This window comes from uncultured Campylobacter sp. (genome assembly GCF_937921625.1).
Classification (GTDB): domain Bacteria; phylum Campylobacterota; class Campylobacteria; order Campylobacterales; family Campylobacteraceae; genus Campylobacter_B.
This window is the reverse complement of sequence record NZ_CAKZTI010000048.1, coordinates 42520-56725: the sequence shown is the minus strand read 5'-3', so window position 1 is coordinate 56725 and position 14206 is coordinate 42520. Positions and strand designations below refer to the sequence as shown.

The 14206-nt window shown below is 49.8% G+C and carries 16 protein-coding genes; 4 read left to right on the top strand and 12 right to left on the bottom strand.

Annotated elements, in window-relative coordinates:
• Positions 1–282: 282 nt before the first annotated feature.
• The 6 genes from Q0101_RS07910 to Q0101_RS07885 are packed head-to-tail and all read right to left on the bottom strand — an operon-like array spanning position 283 to position 4699.
• Positions 283–786: a flavodoxin family protein gene (locus tag Q0101_RS07910; protein ID WP_297944075.1), complete on the bottom strand. Its 504-nt coding sequence runs from the start codon at positions 784–786 to the stop codon at positions 283–285.
• Positions 783–1997 carry a radical SAM protein gene (locus Q0101_RS07905; protein WP_297944073.1) on the bottom strand — a complete coding sequence of 405 codons (1215 nt, stop codon included), beginning with the start codon at positions 1995–1997 and terminating at the stop codon, positions 783–785. Before Q0101_RS07905 ends, Q0101_RS07910 begins: the two co-directional genes overlap by 4 nt.
• On the bottom strand, positions 1998–2780 hold the full coding sequence (locus tag Q0101_RS07900) for an ABC transporter substrate-binding protein (RefSeq protein WP_297944070.1): 783 nt from the start codon (positions 2778–2780) through the stop codon (positions 1998–2000). It lies immediately after the preceding gene.
• Positions 2777–3550 (bottom strand): ABC transporter ATP-binding protein, encoded by a 774-nt coding sequence (locus tag Q0101_RS07895; RefSeq protein ID WP_297944067.1) that lies wholly within the window; start codon positions 3548–3550, stop codon positions 2777–2779. Before Q0101_RS07895 ends, Q0101_RS07900 begins: the two co-directional genes overlap by 4 nt.
• Positions 3547–4515, bottom strand: a complete 969-nt coding sequence (locus tag Q0101_RS07890; RefSeq protein ID WP_297944065.1) for an iron ABC transporter permease — start codon at positions 4513–4515, stop codon at positions 3547–3549. The genes Q0101_RS07895 and Q0101_RS07890 overlap by 4 nt, the downstream gene beginning before the upstream one ends.
• Positions 4505–4699 carry a hypothetical protein gene (locus Q0101_RS07885; RefSeq protein WP_297944062.1) on the bottom strand — a complete coding sequence of 65 codons (195 nt, stop codon included), beginning with the start codon at positions 4697–4699 and terminating at the stop codon, positions 4505–4507. The genes Q0101_RS07890 and Q0101_RS07885 overlap by 11 nt, the downstream gene beginning before the upstream one ends.
• Before the next feature lie 368 nt (positions 4700–5067).
• Here Q0101_RS07885 and Q0101_RS07880 point away from each other — a divergent pair, with 368 nt between their 5' ends.
• Both Q0101_RS07880 and kcuS read left to right on the top strand, forming a co-directional pair.
• Positions 5068–7149 carry a carbon starvation CstA family protein gene (locus Q0101_RS07880; protein ID WP_297944060.1) on the top strand — a complete coding sequence of 694 codons (2082 nt, stop codon included), beginning with the start codon at positions 5068–5070 and terminating at the stop codon, positions 7147–7149.
• Positions 7136–7351: a KCU-star family selenoprotein gene (gene kcuS, locus Q0101_RS07875; protein ID WP_297944058.1), complete on the top strand. Its 216-nt coding sequence runs from the start codon at positions 7136–7138 to the stop codon at positions 7349–7351. The genes Q0101_RS07880 and kcuS overlap by 14 nt, the downstream gene beginning before the upstream one ends.
• Before the next feature lie 386 nt (positions 7352–7737).
• On the opposite strand, the gene Q0101_RS07870 is transcribed toward kcuS, so the two are convergent.
• The 6 genes from Q0101_RS07870 to Q0101_RS07845 form a co-directional block, all read right to left on the bottom strand.
• A complete protein-coding gene (locus Q0101_RS07870; protein WP_297944055.1) occupies positions 7738–8031 on the bottom strand; it encodes a hypothetical protein in 294 nt (97 codons plus the stop codon).
• A 105-nt stretch (positions 8032–8136) separates the two neighbouring features.
• Complete coding sequence (locus Q0101_RS07865; RefSeq protein ID WP_297944053.1) at positions 8137–8970, bottom strand: hypothetical protein; 834 nt, start codon at positions 8968–8970, stop codon at positions 8137–8139.
• Positions 8971–9231: 261 nt separating this feature from the next.
• Positions 9232–9432: a hypothetical protein gene (locus Q0101_RS07860; RefSeq protein WP_297882160.1), complete on the bottom strand. Its 201-nt coding sequence runs from the start codon at positions 9430–9432 to the stop codon at positions 9232–9234.
• A 121-nt stretch (positions 9433–9553) separates the two neighbouring features.
• Positions 9554–10165 carry an NAD(P)H-dependent oxidoreductase gene (locus tag Q0101_RS07855; protein ID WP_297944050.1) on the bottom strand — a complete coding sequence of 204 codons (612 nt, stop codon included), beginning with the start codon at positions 10163–10165 and terminating at the stop codon, positions 9554–9556.
• A gap of 1 nt (position 10166) precedes the next feature.
• Positions 10167–11702: a glutamine-hydrolyzing GMP synthase gene (guaA, locus tag Q0101_RS07850; protein ID WP_297944047.1), complete on the bottom strand. Its 1536-nt coding sequence runs from the start codon at positions 11700–11702 to the stop codon at positions 10167–10169.
• Between the two features lie 54 nt (positions 11703–11756).
• Positions 11757–11957, bottom strand: coding sequence for a hypothetical protein (locus Q0101_RS07845; RefSeq protein ID WP_297944044.1), 201 nt, complete (start codon positions 11955–11957; stop codon positions 11757–11759).
• Positions 11958–11984: 27 nt separating this feature from the next.
• Between Q0101_RS07845 and Q0101_RS07840 the strand changes: the two genes are divergently transcribed.
• Entirely contained in the window at positions 11985–12395 is a 411-nt protein-coding gene (locus Q0101_RS07840) for a hypothetical protein (RefSeq protein ID WP_297944041.1), read from the top strand.
• Positions 12376–14178, top strand: coding sequence for an excinuclease ABC subunit UvrC (uvrC, locus tag Q0101_RS07835; RefSeq protein WP_297944038.1), 1803 nt, complete (start codon positions 12376–12378; stop codon positions 14176–14178). Before Q0101_RS07840 ends, uvrC begins: the two co-directional genes overlap by 20 nt.
• Positions 14179–14206: the final 28 nt, after the last annotated feature.

The window sequence follows — 14206 nt, the reverse complement described above, 5'->3', positions numbered from 1 at the left end:
CTCGCAGAAGCAGATTTTTCGCGCTCAGGCCGTCGCAAAATGGCGGGCGGTGTATTGGATGACGGCACCACTCGCAGACCAGTCGCTTACAAAAGCGCTTTTCGCGTTCAGGGCGCACATTAGGGGCGCAAGGTCAGCGGCATTATTTGATCTGTTGCGCACGAAATGAAATTTAACTCTAAATTTAAAAGTGCGAAATTTTTCAAATCGCGCGTGAAGTAGTTTGAAATTTTATCTGGCTTTGCTTCGCCGCGCATCGGTTTGCGCGGCTTGTTTTAAAATTTATTCTATCCCCGCAAATGCTGCTTTTGCGTCCGCCAGATCCTTCTCGTCCGGGTGTTTCGCAGCCTCCGCCCAGCGCGCAAGTCGCTCGGGGGTAATAGGGTGGGGCGAGTTGCCGCCGGCCGCCATTTTGCGCATCATTTCAAGTAGATTCGGATCGATCGCGCCCTGGCAGGCAAACTCCCTTATGATCTCGTTGTCGTTTGCTTTAAGCCCCTCTTCAAAGCTATCCAAACACTTGCGCGAGTGCTCGCCGTCCGGCTCTGCGCCCAGAGTCATAAAAACGCCAAGCTTCTTGCCGTGAATCTTGCGTAAAAAGCGCATAAATTTCGCTTCGGCTTCGCCCTTATCGACGTAAAAGCCTAAAGCTATGAAGTCGTAGTCATCGACCTCACCCTCAAAGTCGCGGAAATTTAGACTCTCGCAGCCCAGTTGCTCGGCGATCGCGTCGCCCACCTTTTTCGTGTTACCCGTTTGTGAGGTGTAAAGCACGATTTTTTTCATACAAAATCCTTTCTAATAATGTTTGCTATCTCTTCGTTGATGTTGTTGCCCCAAAAAATTCCGTCCAAGTTTAAGATCGATCTTTGATCTTTTAGCTCCAAAAGCCCCCAGCTCTCAAATTCTTTGAGCTTTTGCACCGCTTCGTCGTAAATGCTCGCGCTTAGGGCCTCTTTTAGCTCGTTTAAGCTTACGATCGGGTATTGAAATAGATTGCTTAGAACGCCGTATTTTGCTTCGCGCTCATCGATTCGCGAGATCATCTTGTGCCCCGAAACGCCGTAAATTCCGAAGCCCGCTACGTGTCCGCCCGCGCCGTTGCCGATAGGCAGGACGTCCGTACCCTTGTGGCTTAGCTTGATGTAGCCGTAGTTATCGCGCCCTTTGCGAGCAAGCTTGGTAAGCTCCAAAACCTCGAAATTCCCGCTTTGCAGCAGCGCCTCTGCGAAAGCGTGGTGCAGCTTCTTATCGATCTCTAGATCATAGTAGGATTTGTCGATCTTTTTGGATAGCTCCGAGCCATCGAAAAACATTAGCGAGTAAAAGCTGGCGCTATCTAGACCTAGCTCATTTACGTAATGCGCGTCCGCGACCGCTTCCTCTACGCTTTCGTTCGGGAAGTTGTAGATGATGTCGCAGCAGAGCATGCCGTCAAATTTTTCTCTAAGCTCTTTTAGTCGCTCGATTGCGCGAGCAGGCTTGTGCACGCGGTTTAGAAGCGCGCGCCCCTGCCTACTGAAGGTCTGCACGCCGATGCTAAAGCGGTTTACGCCAAAGCTTTGCAAGGCAAGCGCCTTTTGAAGGTCTAAATTATGCAGCGTGGTCTCTACGCTGATCTCGCAGTCCTCTGCGATCTTAAAATTTTTATGCAGCGCGCCCAGAACCTTTTCGAAGTGTGTCTCGCTAAAGACGCTCGGCGTGCCGCCGCCGAAGTAGATACTTTTGATCTTTTTAGTGTCGAAGTAGGGCATCTCGCCATAGTCTTTGATCTGGCGGATCAAAAATTTAGTGTATTCGTCCAGCTCGTCGCCGAGTTTGGAGCGCATCATCGAACAAAACGAGCAGATGTTGTCGCAAAAGGGCACATGCAGATAGATCACGCAGTCGCTGTCTTTGGCGGGCTGCTCCAGCGCGTCGAATAGCTCGTTTTCGCTTGCGGAAACGCTCTCGAAAAGTTTGGAGCGGTGGTGGGATTTAATGCGCTCTTTAAACATCTATTTCGTTGCCTCCGCGTAAATTTCATCCACCGTCTCGCCGATCTGCGGGCTGCCTCGCAAGATGAGCGTCGGAGCTTTTAAAATTTTGCCCGATTTTACGGCTTTGGTGTTGCTAAGGATCGGATTTGCCTTTAAAAAATCCTCCGTCTCGCCGCCCACGACTACGATTATATCGGGGTTTTGCTCGAGGATGTATTCGGCAGATACCGAAGGCGTGCTGCCTTTTAGGCCGTCTGCGATATTTTTGGCGCCTAGGCGAGCGAAGATATCGCCTACTAGGGTTTTGTCGTTAAAGGCCATAGTGGCGTTTGAGCCGAAAAATAGCGCTACTTTTTTACCGCGAAGAGCGGGTTTGTCCGCGAAAATTCCATCCATCCGCGCGCAAATTTTATCCGCCTCGCCCTCTTTTTTTACGATGGTCGCGATCTTTTTTACGTTTTGGCAGATCTCTGCGGTGGAGTTCGCATCCATCGCAAGGCTCTTAAGCCCCAGTTTTTGCAGATTATCGCTAACGCCTGCGGAGTGAAAGCTCGTAATAACCAGATCGGGCTTAAGTTCGACGATCTTCTCCATATTCGGCTTTACGTAGGTGCCTACGCTCGGCAGTTTTGCGGTTTCTGCCTCTGGGCGGATCTTGCTCATCGAGGTAGTTGAGATCGCAGCGATCTGATCCTGCGCGCCTAAAGCGTAGATGATCTCGACTGCGGCGGGGTCGAGCACTACCAGGCCTTTGGCGAGCGCAAAACTCGCCGAAAGCAAAGCTATAAGAATTTTTTTCACATTTTCTCCTTTTGCGGTAAGATAAATTTGGTTCCTAAATTTTCGACTATCAAGGCGTCAAAGCCGTAAATTTCTTTTATGATCTGCGGCGTAAAAAGCTCGCCCGCGCTACCGCGATACCTCACTACACCGTCTTTTAGCATCAAAATTTCATCGCAAAACAGTGAGGCTAAATTTAGATCGTGCAGCACGATGACGCTCGTTAAATTTAGCGTTTTGGTTAAATTTTCGCAGATCCTCATCGCCTCGATCGCGTAGTTCATATCAAGCGCGCCCGTGGGCTCATCGAGCAGTAAAATTTCAGGCTCGCTTACGAGCGCTCTGGCAAGCAGCACGCGCCCGAACTCGCCGCCGCTTAGCTCAAACGCGCTGCGATTTAAAAATTTTTTCACGTCCAAAAGCTCGGCGATTCGCTCTACCTTGTCGCGGTCGCTCGCATCGTAGCCGCTAAAAGCGCTTTTTAATCGGCAAAATCTGCCCGCAAGCAAAATTTCTTTCACGCTAAGCGGCGCGGCGAGGGCTGTTTTTTGCGGTACGAAGCCGATGAGCGCCGCAAGCTCTTTTAGGCTATACTCGCTCGCCTTTTTGCCGTTTATTTCGATGATCCCGCTTGCGGGCTTTAAAATTTGCAAGATATTTTTTAGCAAGGTGCTCTTGCCGCAGCCGTTAGGACCCAAAATCCCGTAAAATTTGCCCCGTTTTAAATTTAACTCGATACCTCGCAAAATCGCTCGCTTGCCGTAGCTGAAGTTTAGCCCGCTTACTTTCATGCGTGCTTCCTAAACGCAAGGTATAGGAAAAATGGCGCGCCGAAAAACGAAGTCACCACGCCGATTGGAATTTCTACCGGCGAGAGGGCGTTTTTAGCGATTATGTCGCAAAAAACCAAAAAAACTCCGCCGGTAAGCGCGCTAGCGGGGATCAACACGGCGTTACTAGACGTGCGAAGCGCCATGCGAAGCGTATGCGGAATGATGAGCCCCACGAAGCCTATCATCCCCGTAAATGCGACCGAAAAGCCGATGATGAGCGAAGAGACGATGAGTAGGCTCTTTTTGGACTTCTCGACGTTGAGCCCCAGCGACTTCGCCTCCTCGTCGCCGTTTAAGATGATATTTAGCTCGTGGCGCTTCGCGTAAAAATACGCCATGCAAAACAGCAGCGGCGGCAGTAAAAGCGCGATCTTTTGCCAATTCGCCCCGCCTAGATAGCCCATCATCCACGCCGTAATTCTAAAGCTGTCCTCTCCGATTAGATAGACCGCGAAAGAGGTAAATGCGCCCAAAAACGACGATACGGCGATACCTACGATCAGTAGTGTCGAGATCGAGCGGGTGTGGGCGGCGAGCTTAAAGATCACGATCGACAGCGCGCTTGCGCTTAAAAACGCGAAAATTCCGTAAAAAACGTCGCTAAGCCCCAGCAGGTAAGCTATGACTGCGCCGAAAGTCGCTGCCGAGGCGATGCCGATGATGTAGGGATCCGCAAGCGGGTTTAAAAACACGCTTTGCACCACTACGCCGGAAGTTGCCAGTAGCGCGCCTATTAAAATTCCAAGCACGAGGCGCGGCAGGCGCATTTGCGTTAGAATTAGCTGCTTGGTCTCGTCTATCTCGCCGAAGGTGAAAAATTTTACGATGTCGCCCAGCGAAATGCTCGCCCCACCGCTACTTACGGCCACTAAAGCAAGCAATATAAAAGCTGCGATTAGAAAGAGATAAAATTTAAAGCTCATAGCCCACCAGGCGAACTATACGCGCAGATTTCGTCGCGGCGGATATTTTAAAATTTAAGCGATGCCAGGAATTTATACGCGCGGAATTTATGAAATTCTCGCGGCTCGCATCGTTATTTTCGCGGCTCGCAGAGCTTTTGATATGGGCGCGAAAAAGTATGTAGCCGCACACCTGATCTGGCATAAATTTCCTCCTAAAAGTATTCGCGATTTTTGTTAAGAAATTAAAATCGTTATCATAAGATTTTATCGCTTGGTTTCTTAAATCGCGATAAATTCCGTAACGGCTAAGAGCTGCGGGGTTAAATTTAGGGCGATTAAGTATTAAAATTTCGTGCGCCGCCAAGCCGGCTCTTTAAATTTGAAATTCAAAATTTAGGCGTCAAATTTAAACGTCGAAAGCTCTTTTTAATTTTGCAATTCAGCTTTAAATTATAAAAACGCCGATAAAATACGCATTAAATTTTACTTAGCGAGCTCTGCTTCAAAGACGCAAGCCGTTTTGTTAAAACGACATACTGCCTAAGCCGCTCGCTAATTTAAGGAGTGAGCATGAAATTTTGGCAAAAGATCCTTTGGGCGGCGGTCGCCGTCATAGGGGCGTGGTGTTTCGGCGTACTTGCGCTAAATAAAGGCGAGAGCATCAGCGCCGTCTGGCTCGTAGTAGCCAGCGCGTGCATCTATCTGATTGGATACACCTTCTACGGGCGCTTTATCGCGTATCGCGTCTTTGAGCTGGACGATCGTCGCGCGACTCCTGCGGTGATCCGAAACGACGGACGAGATTACGTCCCTACGAACAAATACGTCCTTTTCGGCCACCATTTCGCCGCTATCGCTGGCGCCGGACCGCTCGTAGGCCCCGTAGTAGCCGCACAGATGGGCTATCTACCCGGCATGATCTGGCTTTTGGTGGGCGTCGTGCTCGCAGGCGCGGTGCATGATTTCATCGTGCTCGTGCTATCTACGCGACGCGGCGGCAAGAGCCTCGGCGAGATGATCAAAGATGAGATGGGTAAGCTCACGGGCGGTATCGCGATGATCGGGATTTTTTTCATCATGCTGATCATCGTAGCGATCTTGGCGATGGTCGTCGTAAAAGCGCTCGCAAACTCGCCCTGGGGGCTTTTTACGATCGCGATGACGATACCGATCGCCGTATTTATGGGAATTTACATGAGGTTCTTGCGCCCGGGCAAGGTCAGCGAGGCATCGATCATCGGCTTTATTTTGCTGATGCTTTCGCTTTGGGGCGGGCATTACGTGGCGATCGATCTGTACTGGCACGATGTCTTTTCGCTAAAGGGCGAGACGCTAGCACTTCTTACGATCGGCTACGGCTTTGTAGCGGCTATCTTGCCCGTGTGGCTGTTGCTTGCGCCGCGCGATTATCTAAGTACTTTCCTTAAGCTCGGCGTCATCATCGGTATGGCGGTCGCGATAATCTTTGTCGCGCCCGAGCTTAAAATGCCCGCTACGACGAAATTTATCGACGGCACGGGTCCTGTTTTTGCCGGTCCGATATTTCCGTTTTTGTTTATCACTATCGCATGCGGCGCGATCTCGGGCTTTCACGCGCTGATCTCCAGCGGCACGACGCCGAAGATGGTCGAGCGCGAAACCCACACTCTTTTCATCGGCTACGGCTCGATGCTTATGGAGAGCCTCGTGGGCGTAATGGCGCTCGTATCGGCGTGCATCCTAAGCCCGGGCGAATATTTCGCTATCAACTCGCCAGCTGCGGTACTGGGCAAAGACGCGGTAAGCGCCGCGGCGTATATAAGCTCTATCGGATTTAGCATTACGCCCGAGCAGATCGGCGCCTTGGCTTCAAACGTCGGCGAAACCACGATGATGAGCCGCACGGGCGGCGCTCCTACCTTTGCGATGGGGCTAACGATGCTGCTGCATCAGATCATCGGCGGCAAGGAGCTGATGGCGTTTTGGTACCATTTCGCGATTTTGTTTGAAGCGCTGTTTATTCTGACCGCGGTCGATGCGGGCACGCGCACGGGGCGCTTTATGGTGCAAGAAATTTTAGGCAACGTCTATAAGCCGTTTTCCGATACCAAAAATTTCCTCTACGGCATCATTGCGACGCTGATCTGCGTGGCGGGCTGGGGCTATCTGCTCTACAGCGGCGTTACCGATCCTATGGGCGGAATTTACACGCTGTGGCCGCTTTTCGGCGCGTCCAATCAGATGCTCGCGGGCATCGCGCTGCTGCTTGCGACGGTGGTGCTTTTTAAAATGGGCAAGCAAAAATACGCCTTCGTCACGATCGCTCCTGCGATTTGGGTGCTTATAACCACGCTTTATGCGGCGATCTTAAAGCTGATGCCGGCTAACGGCGAGCGCGTGCATGACGCGGTAAGCCACGTGGCTATAGCGCAAAACACCGCCGCCAAGCTCGCTAGCCTAAGCGATCCCGCGGCAATCGAAAAGGCGCAGGCTATCATCAGAAACAACGTCATCGACGCCGTGCTATGTGCTCTTTTCGTCGTCGTTACGATCATCGTCATCGCCCAAACGATCCGAATGTGCCTTAAAATTTCAAAGGGCGGCGCAAGCGATGGATATTTCAAGCTAGCGGAAAGCGAGTACGTAGATAGGGGCGTTTATGAAAAAGTTTAAATTTAACCCGCTCGCAGCCCCGAAGGCCGTGGCGAGGTTTTTGGCGCGCGCGGATGTCGCACTTGCGCCGCTCATCGGGCTCGGCGATTACGAGGGCTATCTGCGCCATTTCAGAAGCGCTCATCCGGACGAAATCCCGCTAAGCAGGGCGGAATTTTTCCGCGCGATGCAAGATAGCAAGGCAAAAAACGTCAAGTGCTGATAGTGACGAAAGGGCGCGGTCGCGCCGTACAAATCGTCGTTGATCTGAAATTTTAAATTTGATAGGGTGCGGGCGTGCGAGTCATAAAATTTAACCCGCTGCTAGAGATTAAATTTCGCGCGTACCTCTTGAAGAGCACTTTAAATTTGCCCGCACTTAGGGCGTTAAGATTTGTCCTTGCCGTTGCGCCGTACTTATCGCTGAGCCGCGATTTTTTGCAATGCTCTCGCCTGCATGTCGTAGAATTTTTAAACGGGTATTTCTGTGTCTTGGTAGAATTCTATATAAAATTTTTGCAAAATTTTTAACAAATCTGCCTTAATTAAAGGCGTGAAATCACGGCTGCAAATTTTAAATCAGGAATATGGGTGTGCTTGGATCATGGCTTAGATTTCATAGCAGGTTAAAATTTGCTCCGTATCCTCGTCGTAGGCGTTATCGACTAGTATGAGATCGCGGGTGAACTCAAGCGCGCGATGCCTGCGTTTTTCATTTTTACCGGGAGCGAGGAGTGAATATTTTTCTTTTTCGTCGCGGCTGCTGCCCTCGGGCGCTAAATTTTGCTCGGCAAATGCGCCATTTTGCTCCGTTTCGGATTTTGTGCTCGCAGCCCGGCAAGAAGCAGCCGTAATGACGCCTAAAATTCTCGTGCCCTTTTGTTTAAATTTATGCGCCAGCACGGGCTTTGCCGCGAGATATTGGACCTGCTCGCCGAGTTTAAATTTAAAGGGCTCGTCGTACTCAAATTTATCCGTCGCTTCGCACCTGGATTTACTCGCCCCATCCTAAGTAAATCCGCCCGAGCCGCCGTGCCCGAAGCCGTCCGCCTCGCTACGCACAATATCAAGAATCCTCAGCTCGTTCGGCTCGTTTATAAAGTGTCCGCGCCAGCCGTCTGGTCCATCCGCCGCAAGATCTAATTTATCGAAATCAAAGTCCAGCTCCACGCGGAATTTAATATTAAAATTTGCGTCCGTAAAAACAAGCTCGTTACCACCCTTTATTTCGCCGTTTTCGCCCGCTTCGCCCACGCGAATGCAATATCCGCCGCTTGCGCGCTGCACCTGCGTCATAGGGCAAGTTTTAGCGATGATTTTAAGCTCGCAACCGCTTAAATTTAAGCCGTAAATTTGACCCGAGCGCGTAAAAATCAAGAAATTTAGCTCGTCCTGTTTAAAAATCGCCGCGCAGCCCTTTAATCGCTTTCGCGTGCCCGCCTGCGTCTTAAAATCGTAAATAAAAAGCGTGTCATCTGTCGCCGTAATAGCCTTTTTATCGCCATCCTTGCTACTTAGCGCGATAAAGTTGCCGTATTTTAGCACGCCCTTTTTGTGCTTTGTGATGAGCGCGAGATCCGCGGCGTTAAATTTATAAATCGTGTCTATAAAGCCCAAAACTACGAGCGTGCGGCCGTTGTCGTCAAAGGTCGCGGCACGGGTAAAATCGCGGAAAGGCGCGCCGGCTAGCTGCTTGCCGCTTGCAAGCGAGAATTTTCTAAGCTTCATCTGTTTTTGCTCGTCGTTATCGCCCATATAAAATGCGCGATCGCCCTTTATTAGGACGTTTTCGCCGATATCGCGAAGTCTGTTTTGAAGCCTGCTTTGCCATAAAATTTTCATCGGTCGCTCCTTTTGTCTGCGCGTAAAGAACACAGCGCGATTTATCGCTTTTAATTTGCGCTAGCGGTTTCATCGGCGCGCACGCTAATCCTTGCTGTTGCTTAATTTACGCTATTTGCGCGGCGCTCGGTATTGATCAAATCGGCATTTCAGCCGTGCTTTGCAGGCAAATTTATCCGCGCAGCGTTTGGACCGGGCTAGAAAGAAATTTAACCGCGCGCTGTTTGAACGAAACCGCGAAATTAGCCTCGCAAATTTAGATCATTTTTTCGGTTTATTTTCTTTGATATAGTCCACGGCGATACGCTGGCAGGCGATCTTGTCGTTCTTTTCGAGGCATAAAGTCTCCAGCTCCTCGCGGCTGAAATTTTTGTAATCTTTGATCGTCTTTTTGCCGCCGCCTCCCATCACGAAGTATATGAGAGCCGCTAAAATCGCCATCGCAGCGATTAATCTAAGCATGATTACCTCCTAAATTTCATAGATTTTGCGCCAAATGTGCGAGCGAATTCGGCGCGCATCTGTTTAAATAGGCAGTCAAATTCTATGCCGTTCGGATTTTGCGAGCAGCGCATTTTTAAATTTAAAGCAAATTAATCTGCTTCGGAAAGTACCTATCCAGCGTCTGCGCTACCTGCTCTAACCAGACCTTTCGCTCAGCTTCGTCGCTATCCGCGACCACTCTAAACATCAGCCGCTCAAAGGTTTTCACGCCGCAAAAATCAAAAATGCAGCTTTTCCAAATTCTTTCCAGCGGATCGCCGAATATCTTGTTTTCTCTGGCCTCGGGGGTGTTGGAGGTGTTGAAAACTACGGCGGCTTTAGCCTTTAAAAGTCCTATCGGAAGCCCGCCGCCGTTATCGCCCGGCGCAAAATCGTAGGCTACTCTCTGCCTTAGCACACGGTCAATCCAGCCCTTGAGGATGGCGGGCGGCTCGCCCCACCAGTTCGGATGGACAATCACGATGCCGTGGGCGTTTGCTATGTCTTTTTGATGCGCCTTTAACAGCTCGTCGTCGCTTTCATCGCTCACGAGCTCAGCGCCGCTAAGGATCGGATTAAATTTCTCCTTATATAGATCATGAAATTTAACCTCGTAGCCGCTATTTTGCAGCTTTTCTACCGCTACGTTTGCAATAGCTGCATTTAGGCTTCTTTCGTAAGGATGCGCTAAAATGATGCAGATTTGTTTCATCTTACTCCCACTCTATCGTTGCGGGCGGTTTACTTGAGATGTCGTAAACTACGCGGTTGATGCCGTCTACTTCGTTTATGATGCGTCGAGAGACGTTTTCTAGCAGGTCGTACGGCAAGCGCGAGAAGCTGGCCGTCATGCCGTCGCTAGCGTCCACTACGCGCACGCACACGGCGTTTTCATAGGTGCGGTTATCGCCCATGACTCCCACGGAGTGCACGTTTAGCAGCACGCAAAACGCCTGCCACGTTTTGTTGTACCAGCCGCTTGATTTTAGCTCGTCGCGCAGGATCACGTCGGCTTTGCGCAGTAGCTCGAGGCTCGGCGTATTTACCTCGCCCATTATGCGGATCGCAAGACCCGGACCAGGGAATGGATGGCGGAAAACGACTTCGCGCGAAAGACCTAGCTCAAGTCCCAGCTGGCGTACCTCGTCTTTAAAAATTTCGCGCAGAGGCTCGATCAGTTCAAATTTCATATCTTTAGGCAGGCCGCCTACGTTGTGATGGCTTTTGATTGTTTTGCTTGAGCCTGCGACCGAGCTTTCGATGATGTCGGTGTAGAGCGTGCCTTGGGCTAGAAATTTTACGTTTTTGTGTTTTGCCGCTTCTTTGCTGAAAACCTCGATGAAGGTCGCGCCGATGATTTTGCGTTTTTGCTCGGGATCGACCACCCCTTTTAGTCTGCTTAAAAACAGCTCGCTAGCATCGATCACGTCTAAGCTCACGCCGAGTTTGAGTCTAAACATCTCCTCCACCGCCTTGCGCTCGCCCGTGCGGAGTAGTCCGTTATCGACGAAAACCGCTATTAGGCTCTGTGGCACCGCATGCGCCAAAAGCGCCGCTACGACCGAGCTATCCACGCCGCCGCTTACCGCGCAAAGCACTTTGGCGCTGCCTACGCGTTCTTTTATTTTGATCATCTGCTCTTTGGCGAAGCTGCCCATATTCCAAGTGCTGGTTATTCCACAGATCTCTTTGGCAAAATTTTTTAAAATTCTATCGCCGAACTCGCTGTGGCAGACCTCGGGGTGAAATTGTAGCGCATAAATTTTACGGATCTCGTCGCCAAATACGCACCATTCACTCTCATCCGAGCTTGCCATCACCTCAAAGCCCTCCGGCAGGCTCTCGACCTTGTCTGAGTGACTCATCCAGACAGTAGAGTTATCCTCCACGCCGCCAAATAGCCTGCTGGCGCGAAGCAGTTTCAAAGAGGCTTTGCCATACTCTTTTTTGCCCGCAGGCACGACGCTGGCGCCAAATTTATGCGCGATGAGCTGCATGCCGTAGCAGATACCTAAAATCGGAATTCCAAGCTCAAAAATTCTATCGTCGCAAAAATACGCGCCTTTGGCGTAAACGCTAGCGGGCCCGCCGCTTAAAATAAGGCCTTTGGGGTTTTTTGCTTTTATCTTATCGATCGGTGCGTCGTATGCGATCAGCTCGGTGTAAACGCCTTGTTCGCGCAAGCGTCTAGCGATCAGCTGGGTGTATTGAGAGCCGAAGTCCAGCACTAAAATGTCTGCCGTTTGCATGAAATTCCTTTGTAAAAATTTTTAAAAGTATAACAAAGCAAAGCTAAAAGTAGGCTATTTATCGCGTAAAATTCTAATACCGCCTTTCGCGTCGTTTGTTTTGTTGCCGTCCGCGGCGGATGCCTTTGCGTTCTCGGTTTGCTCATCCGCGTCCGAGTAAAAAGGCGGCGCTTTGTATCCGCAGCCGCTAAGCAAAACTAAGATAAAAAATGCTAAAATCCGCTTATGGAAAATGCAAGAGAAATAATAGCTCATATCAGAAAAGGTCCTTTATATGCCAAGATGCGAGAAAGAGGCGAGTTCTTGGCGATTTTGCCGCTTAGTTGGCAAAGGCTGATCGCTTTCATCTACGTCAAAGATGGCATTTTGATGATAGCCGCGAAACACCCGGCGGGGCTTTGCGAACTAAAACGCGATAGTAATATAAATTTAATAAAAGACGTATTAAAGCGCTTCGTAGCCGCTAGAGAGACGGCGGAGCTTTGCGGCGTCCGCGATATAAAATTTTTTGTCGCAGATAGAGTAATGAGCAGAAGGAGGGCGCAAATTTATAAAGCTCATTTGCGCCGGGATGGCGAAGCTTTATCTTTGGAGCGCGCAAAGGGGGAGTTTAAAAACAAAATCCAAGATCCGCAAATTTATAAAATTTTTGAAGAGATAAGAGGACTGATCCTTGCTAATAGAGGAGATTAAGAGCTTGCCTGCTAGCCCCGGCGTGTATCAGTACTTCGATGCCGCGGGCAAGCTGCTATATGTCGGCAAGGCAAAAATTTTAAAAAATCGCGTCAAAAGCTACTTTTCTTTCACGCCCGCCCTCGCGCCGAGTCCGCGCTTAAGCGCGCGCATCGCCAAGATGATAAGCGAGGCTGTTCATTTAGAATACATCGTAACGCCCAGCGAGAGCGACGCGCTGATACTAGAAAATTCCTTCATCAAGCAGCTTAAGCCCAAGTACAACATCCTGCTGCGCGACGATAAGACCTATCCATATATCTACGTAAATTTAGACGACGATTTTCCGCGCTTTGAGATCACGCGAAAGATCATAAAGGGCAGAAACATCAAATACTTCGGCCCCTATTTTCACGGCGCGAAGGAAATTTTACAGACGCTTTACATGCAGTTTCCGCTCGTGCAGAAGAAAAATTGCGTCAAGGGCAAAAAGGCCTGTTTGTTCCATCAGATCGGGCGCTGCGCCGCTCCGTGTGAGGATAAAATTTCAAAGCAGGATTACGCGGGTATCGTACAGGGTGCGCTTGCGGCTCTGAAAAATCCGCAAAAGATGGTGCCGCAGCTTCAGGATCGGATGGCGCGGCTCGCGCAGAGCGAAAATTTCGAGGAAGCCGCACAGATCCGCGATACGATCGAAATTTTAAAGCAGATGAATGTCAAGGTTGAGGTCGATCTAGCAAAGCTCGATGATTTCGAGGTCTTTGCGATTGCTGCACGCGACGGACTCGTCTGCGCCGTGCATTTTAGCATACGCGAGGGTAAAATTTCAGCCTCAAACTCGCATATAATCAACTGCAAAGCCCCAAGCGCCGATGATATCGCAAACGCCTACAAGCAGATGATCTTAAGCGCCTTTCCTGCCGCGGCTCCCGTGGCGTGCGCTAAAATTTACGTTTACGACGAGTTTGACGATGCGGATCTGGTACGTGAAATTTTATCCAAGCGGCACGAAAGAGCCTTTAAAATTTACGCGCCGAAAATCGGCGAGAAGCGTAAAATTTGCGAGATTGCATATCAAAACTGCGAGATCAATATCAAAAAGCATCTAAAAACGCACGATTACGCATTTTTACAGGAGCTGAAGGATTATTTTAATCTTACGAATTTGCCCGTAAATATCGAAGTTTTCGACAATTCGCATATGTTCGGCGCCGCAGCCGTGGGAGCTATGATAAGCTTTCAAGACGGCGAGTTTAACAAGCAAAACTACCGCCACAAGCACCTTAGCTCAAATAACGATTACGATCAGATGCGCGAGTACCTAACTAGCCGCGCGCTTAAATTTGACGAGCTTGCAGCGCCCGATCTGTGGCTCATCGACGGCGGAACGGCTCTGCTAAACTTGGCGGAGGAAATAATCTGCAGCGTCGGAGCAAACGTCGATATAATCGCTATCTCTAAAGAAAAGATCGATGCCAAAGCCCACCGCGCAAAGGGAGCTGCGAAAGATAAAATTTGCACGAAAAGCGGAATTTTTTCGCTGCCTACGGACGATAAAAAACTTCAATTTTTTCAGCGCCTGCGCGATGAAGCGCACCGCTTTGCGATCTCGTTTCACCAAAAGAGCAAACGCAAACTCGATTTGCAAAGCTCAAAACTGCTAAGCTTGGGCGTTAGCAAGGGAAGCCTGAAGAAGCTTTTGGACTTTTATGGCGATTTTGAGAGCATTTATGCGGCTAGCTTCGATGAGATCAGATCACTTACGAATATCCAAACCGCCGAAAAAATTTTAAACAATCATTAACGAAAACCTAACGCAAAAAGCTATATTT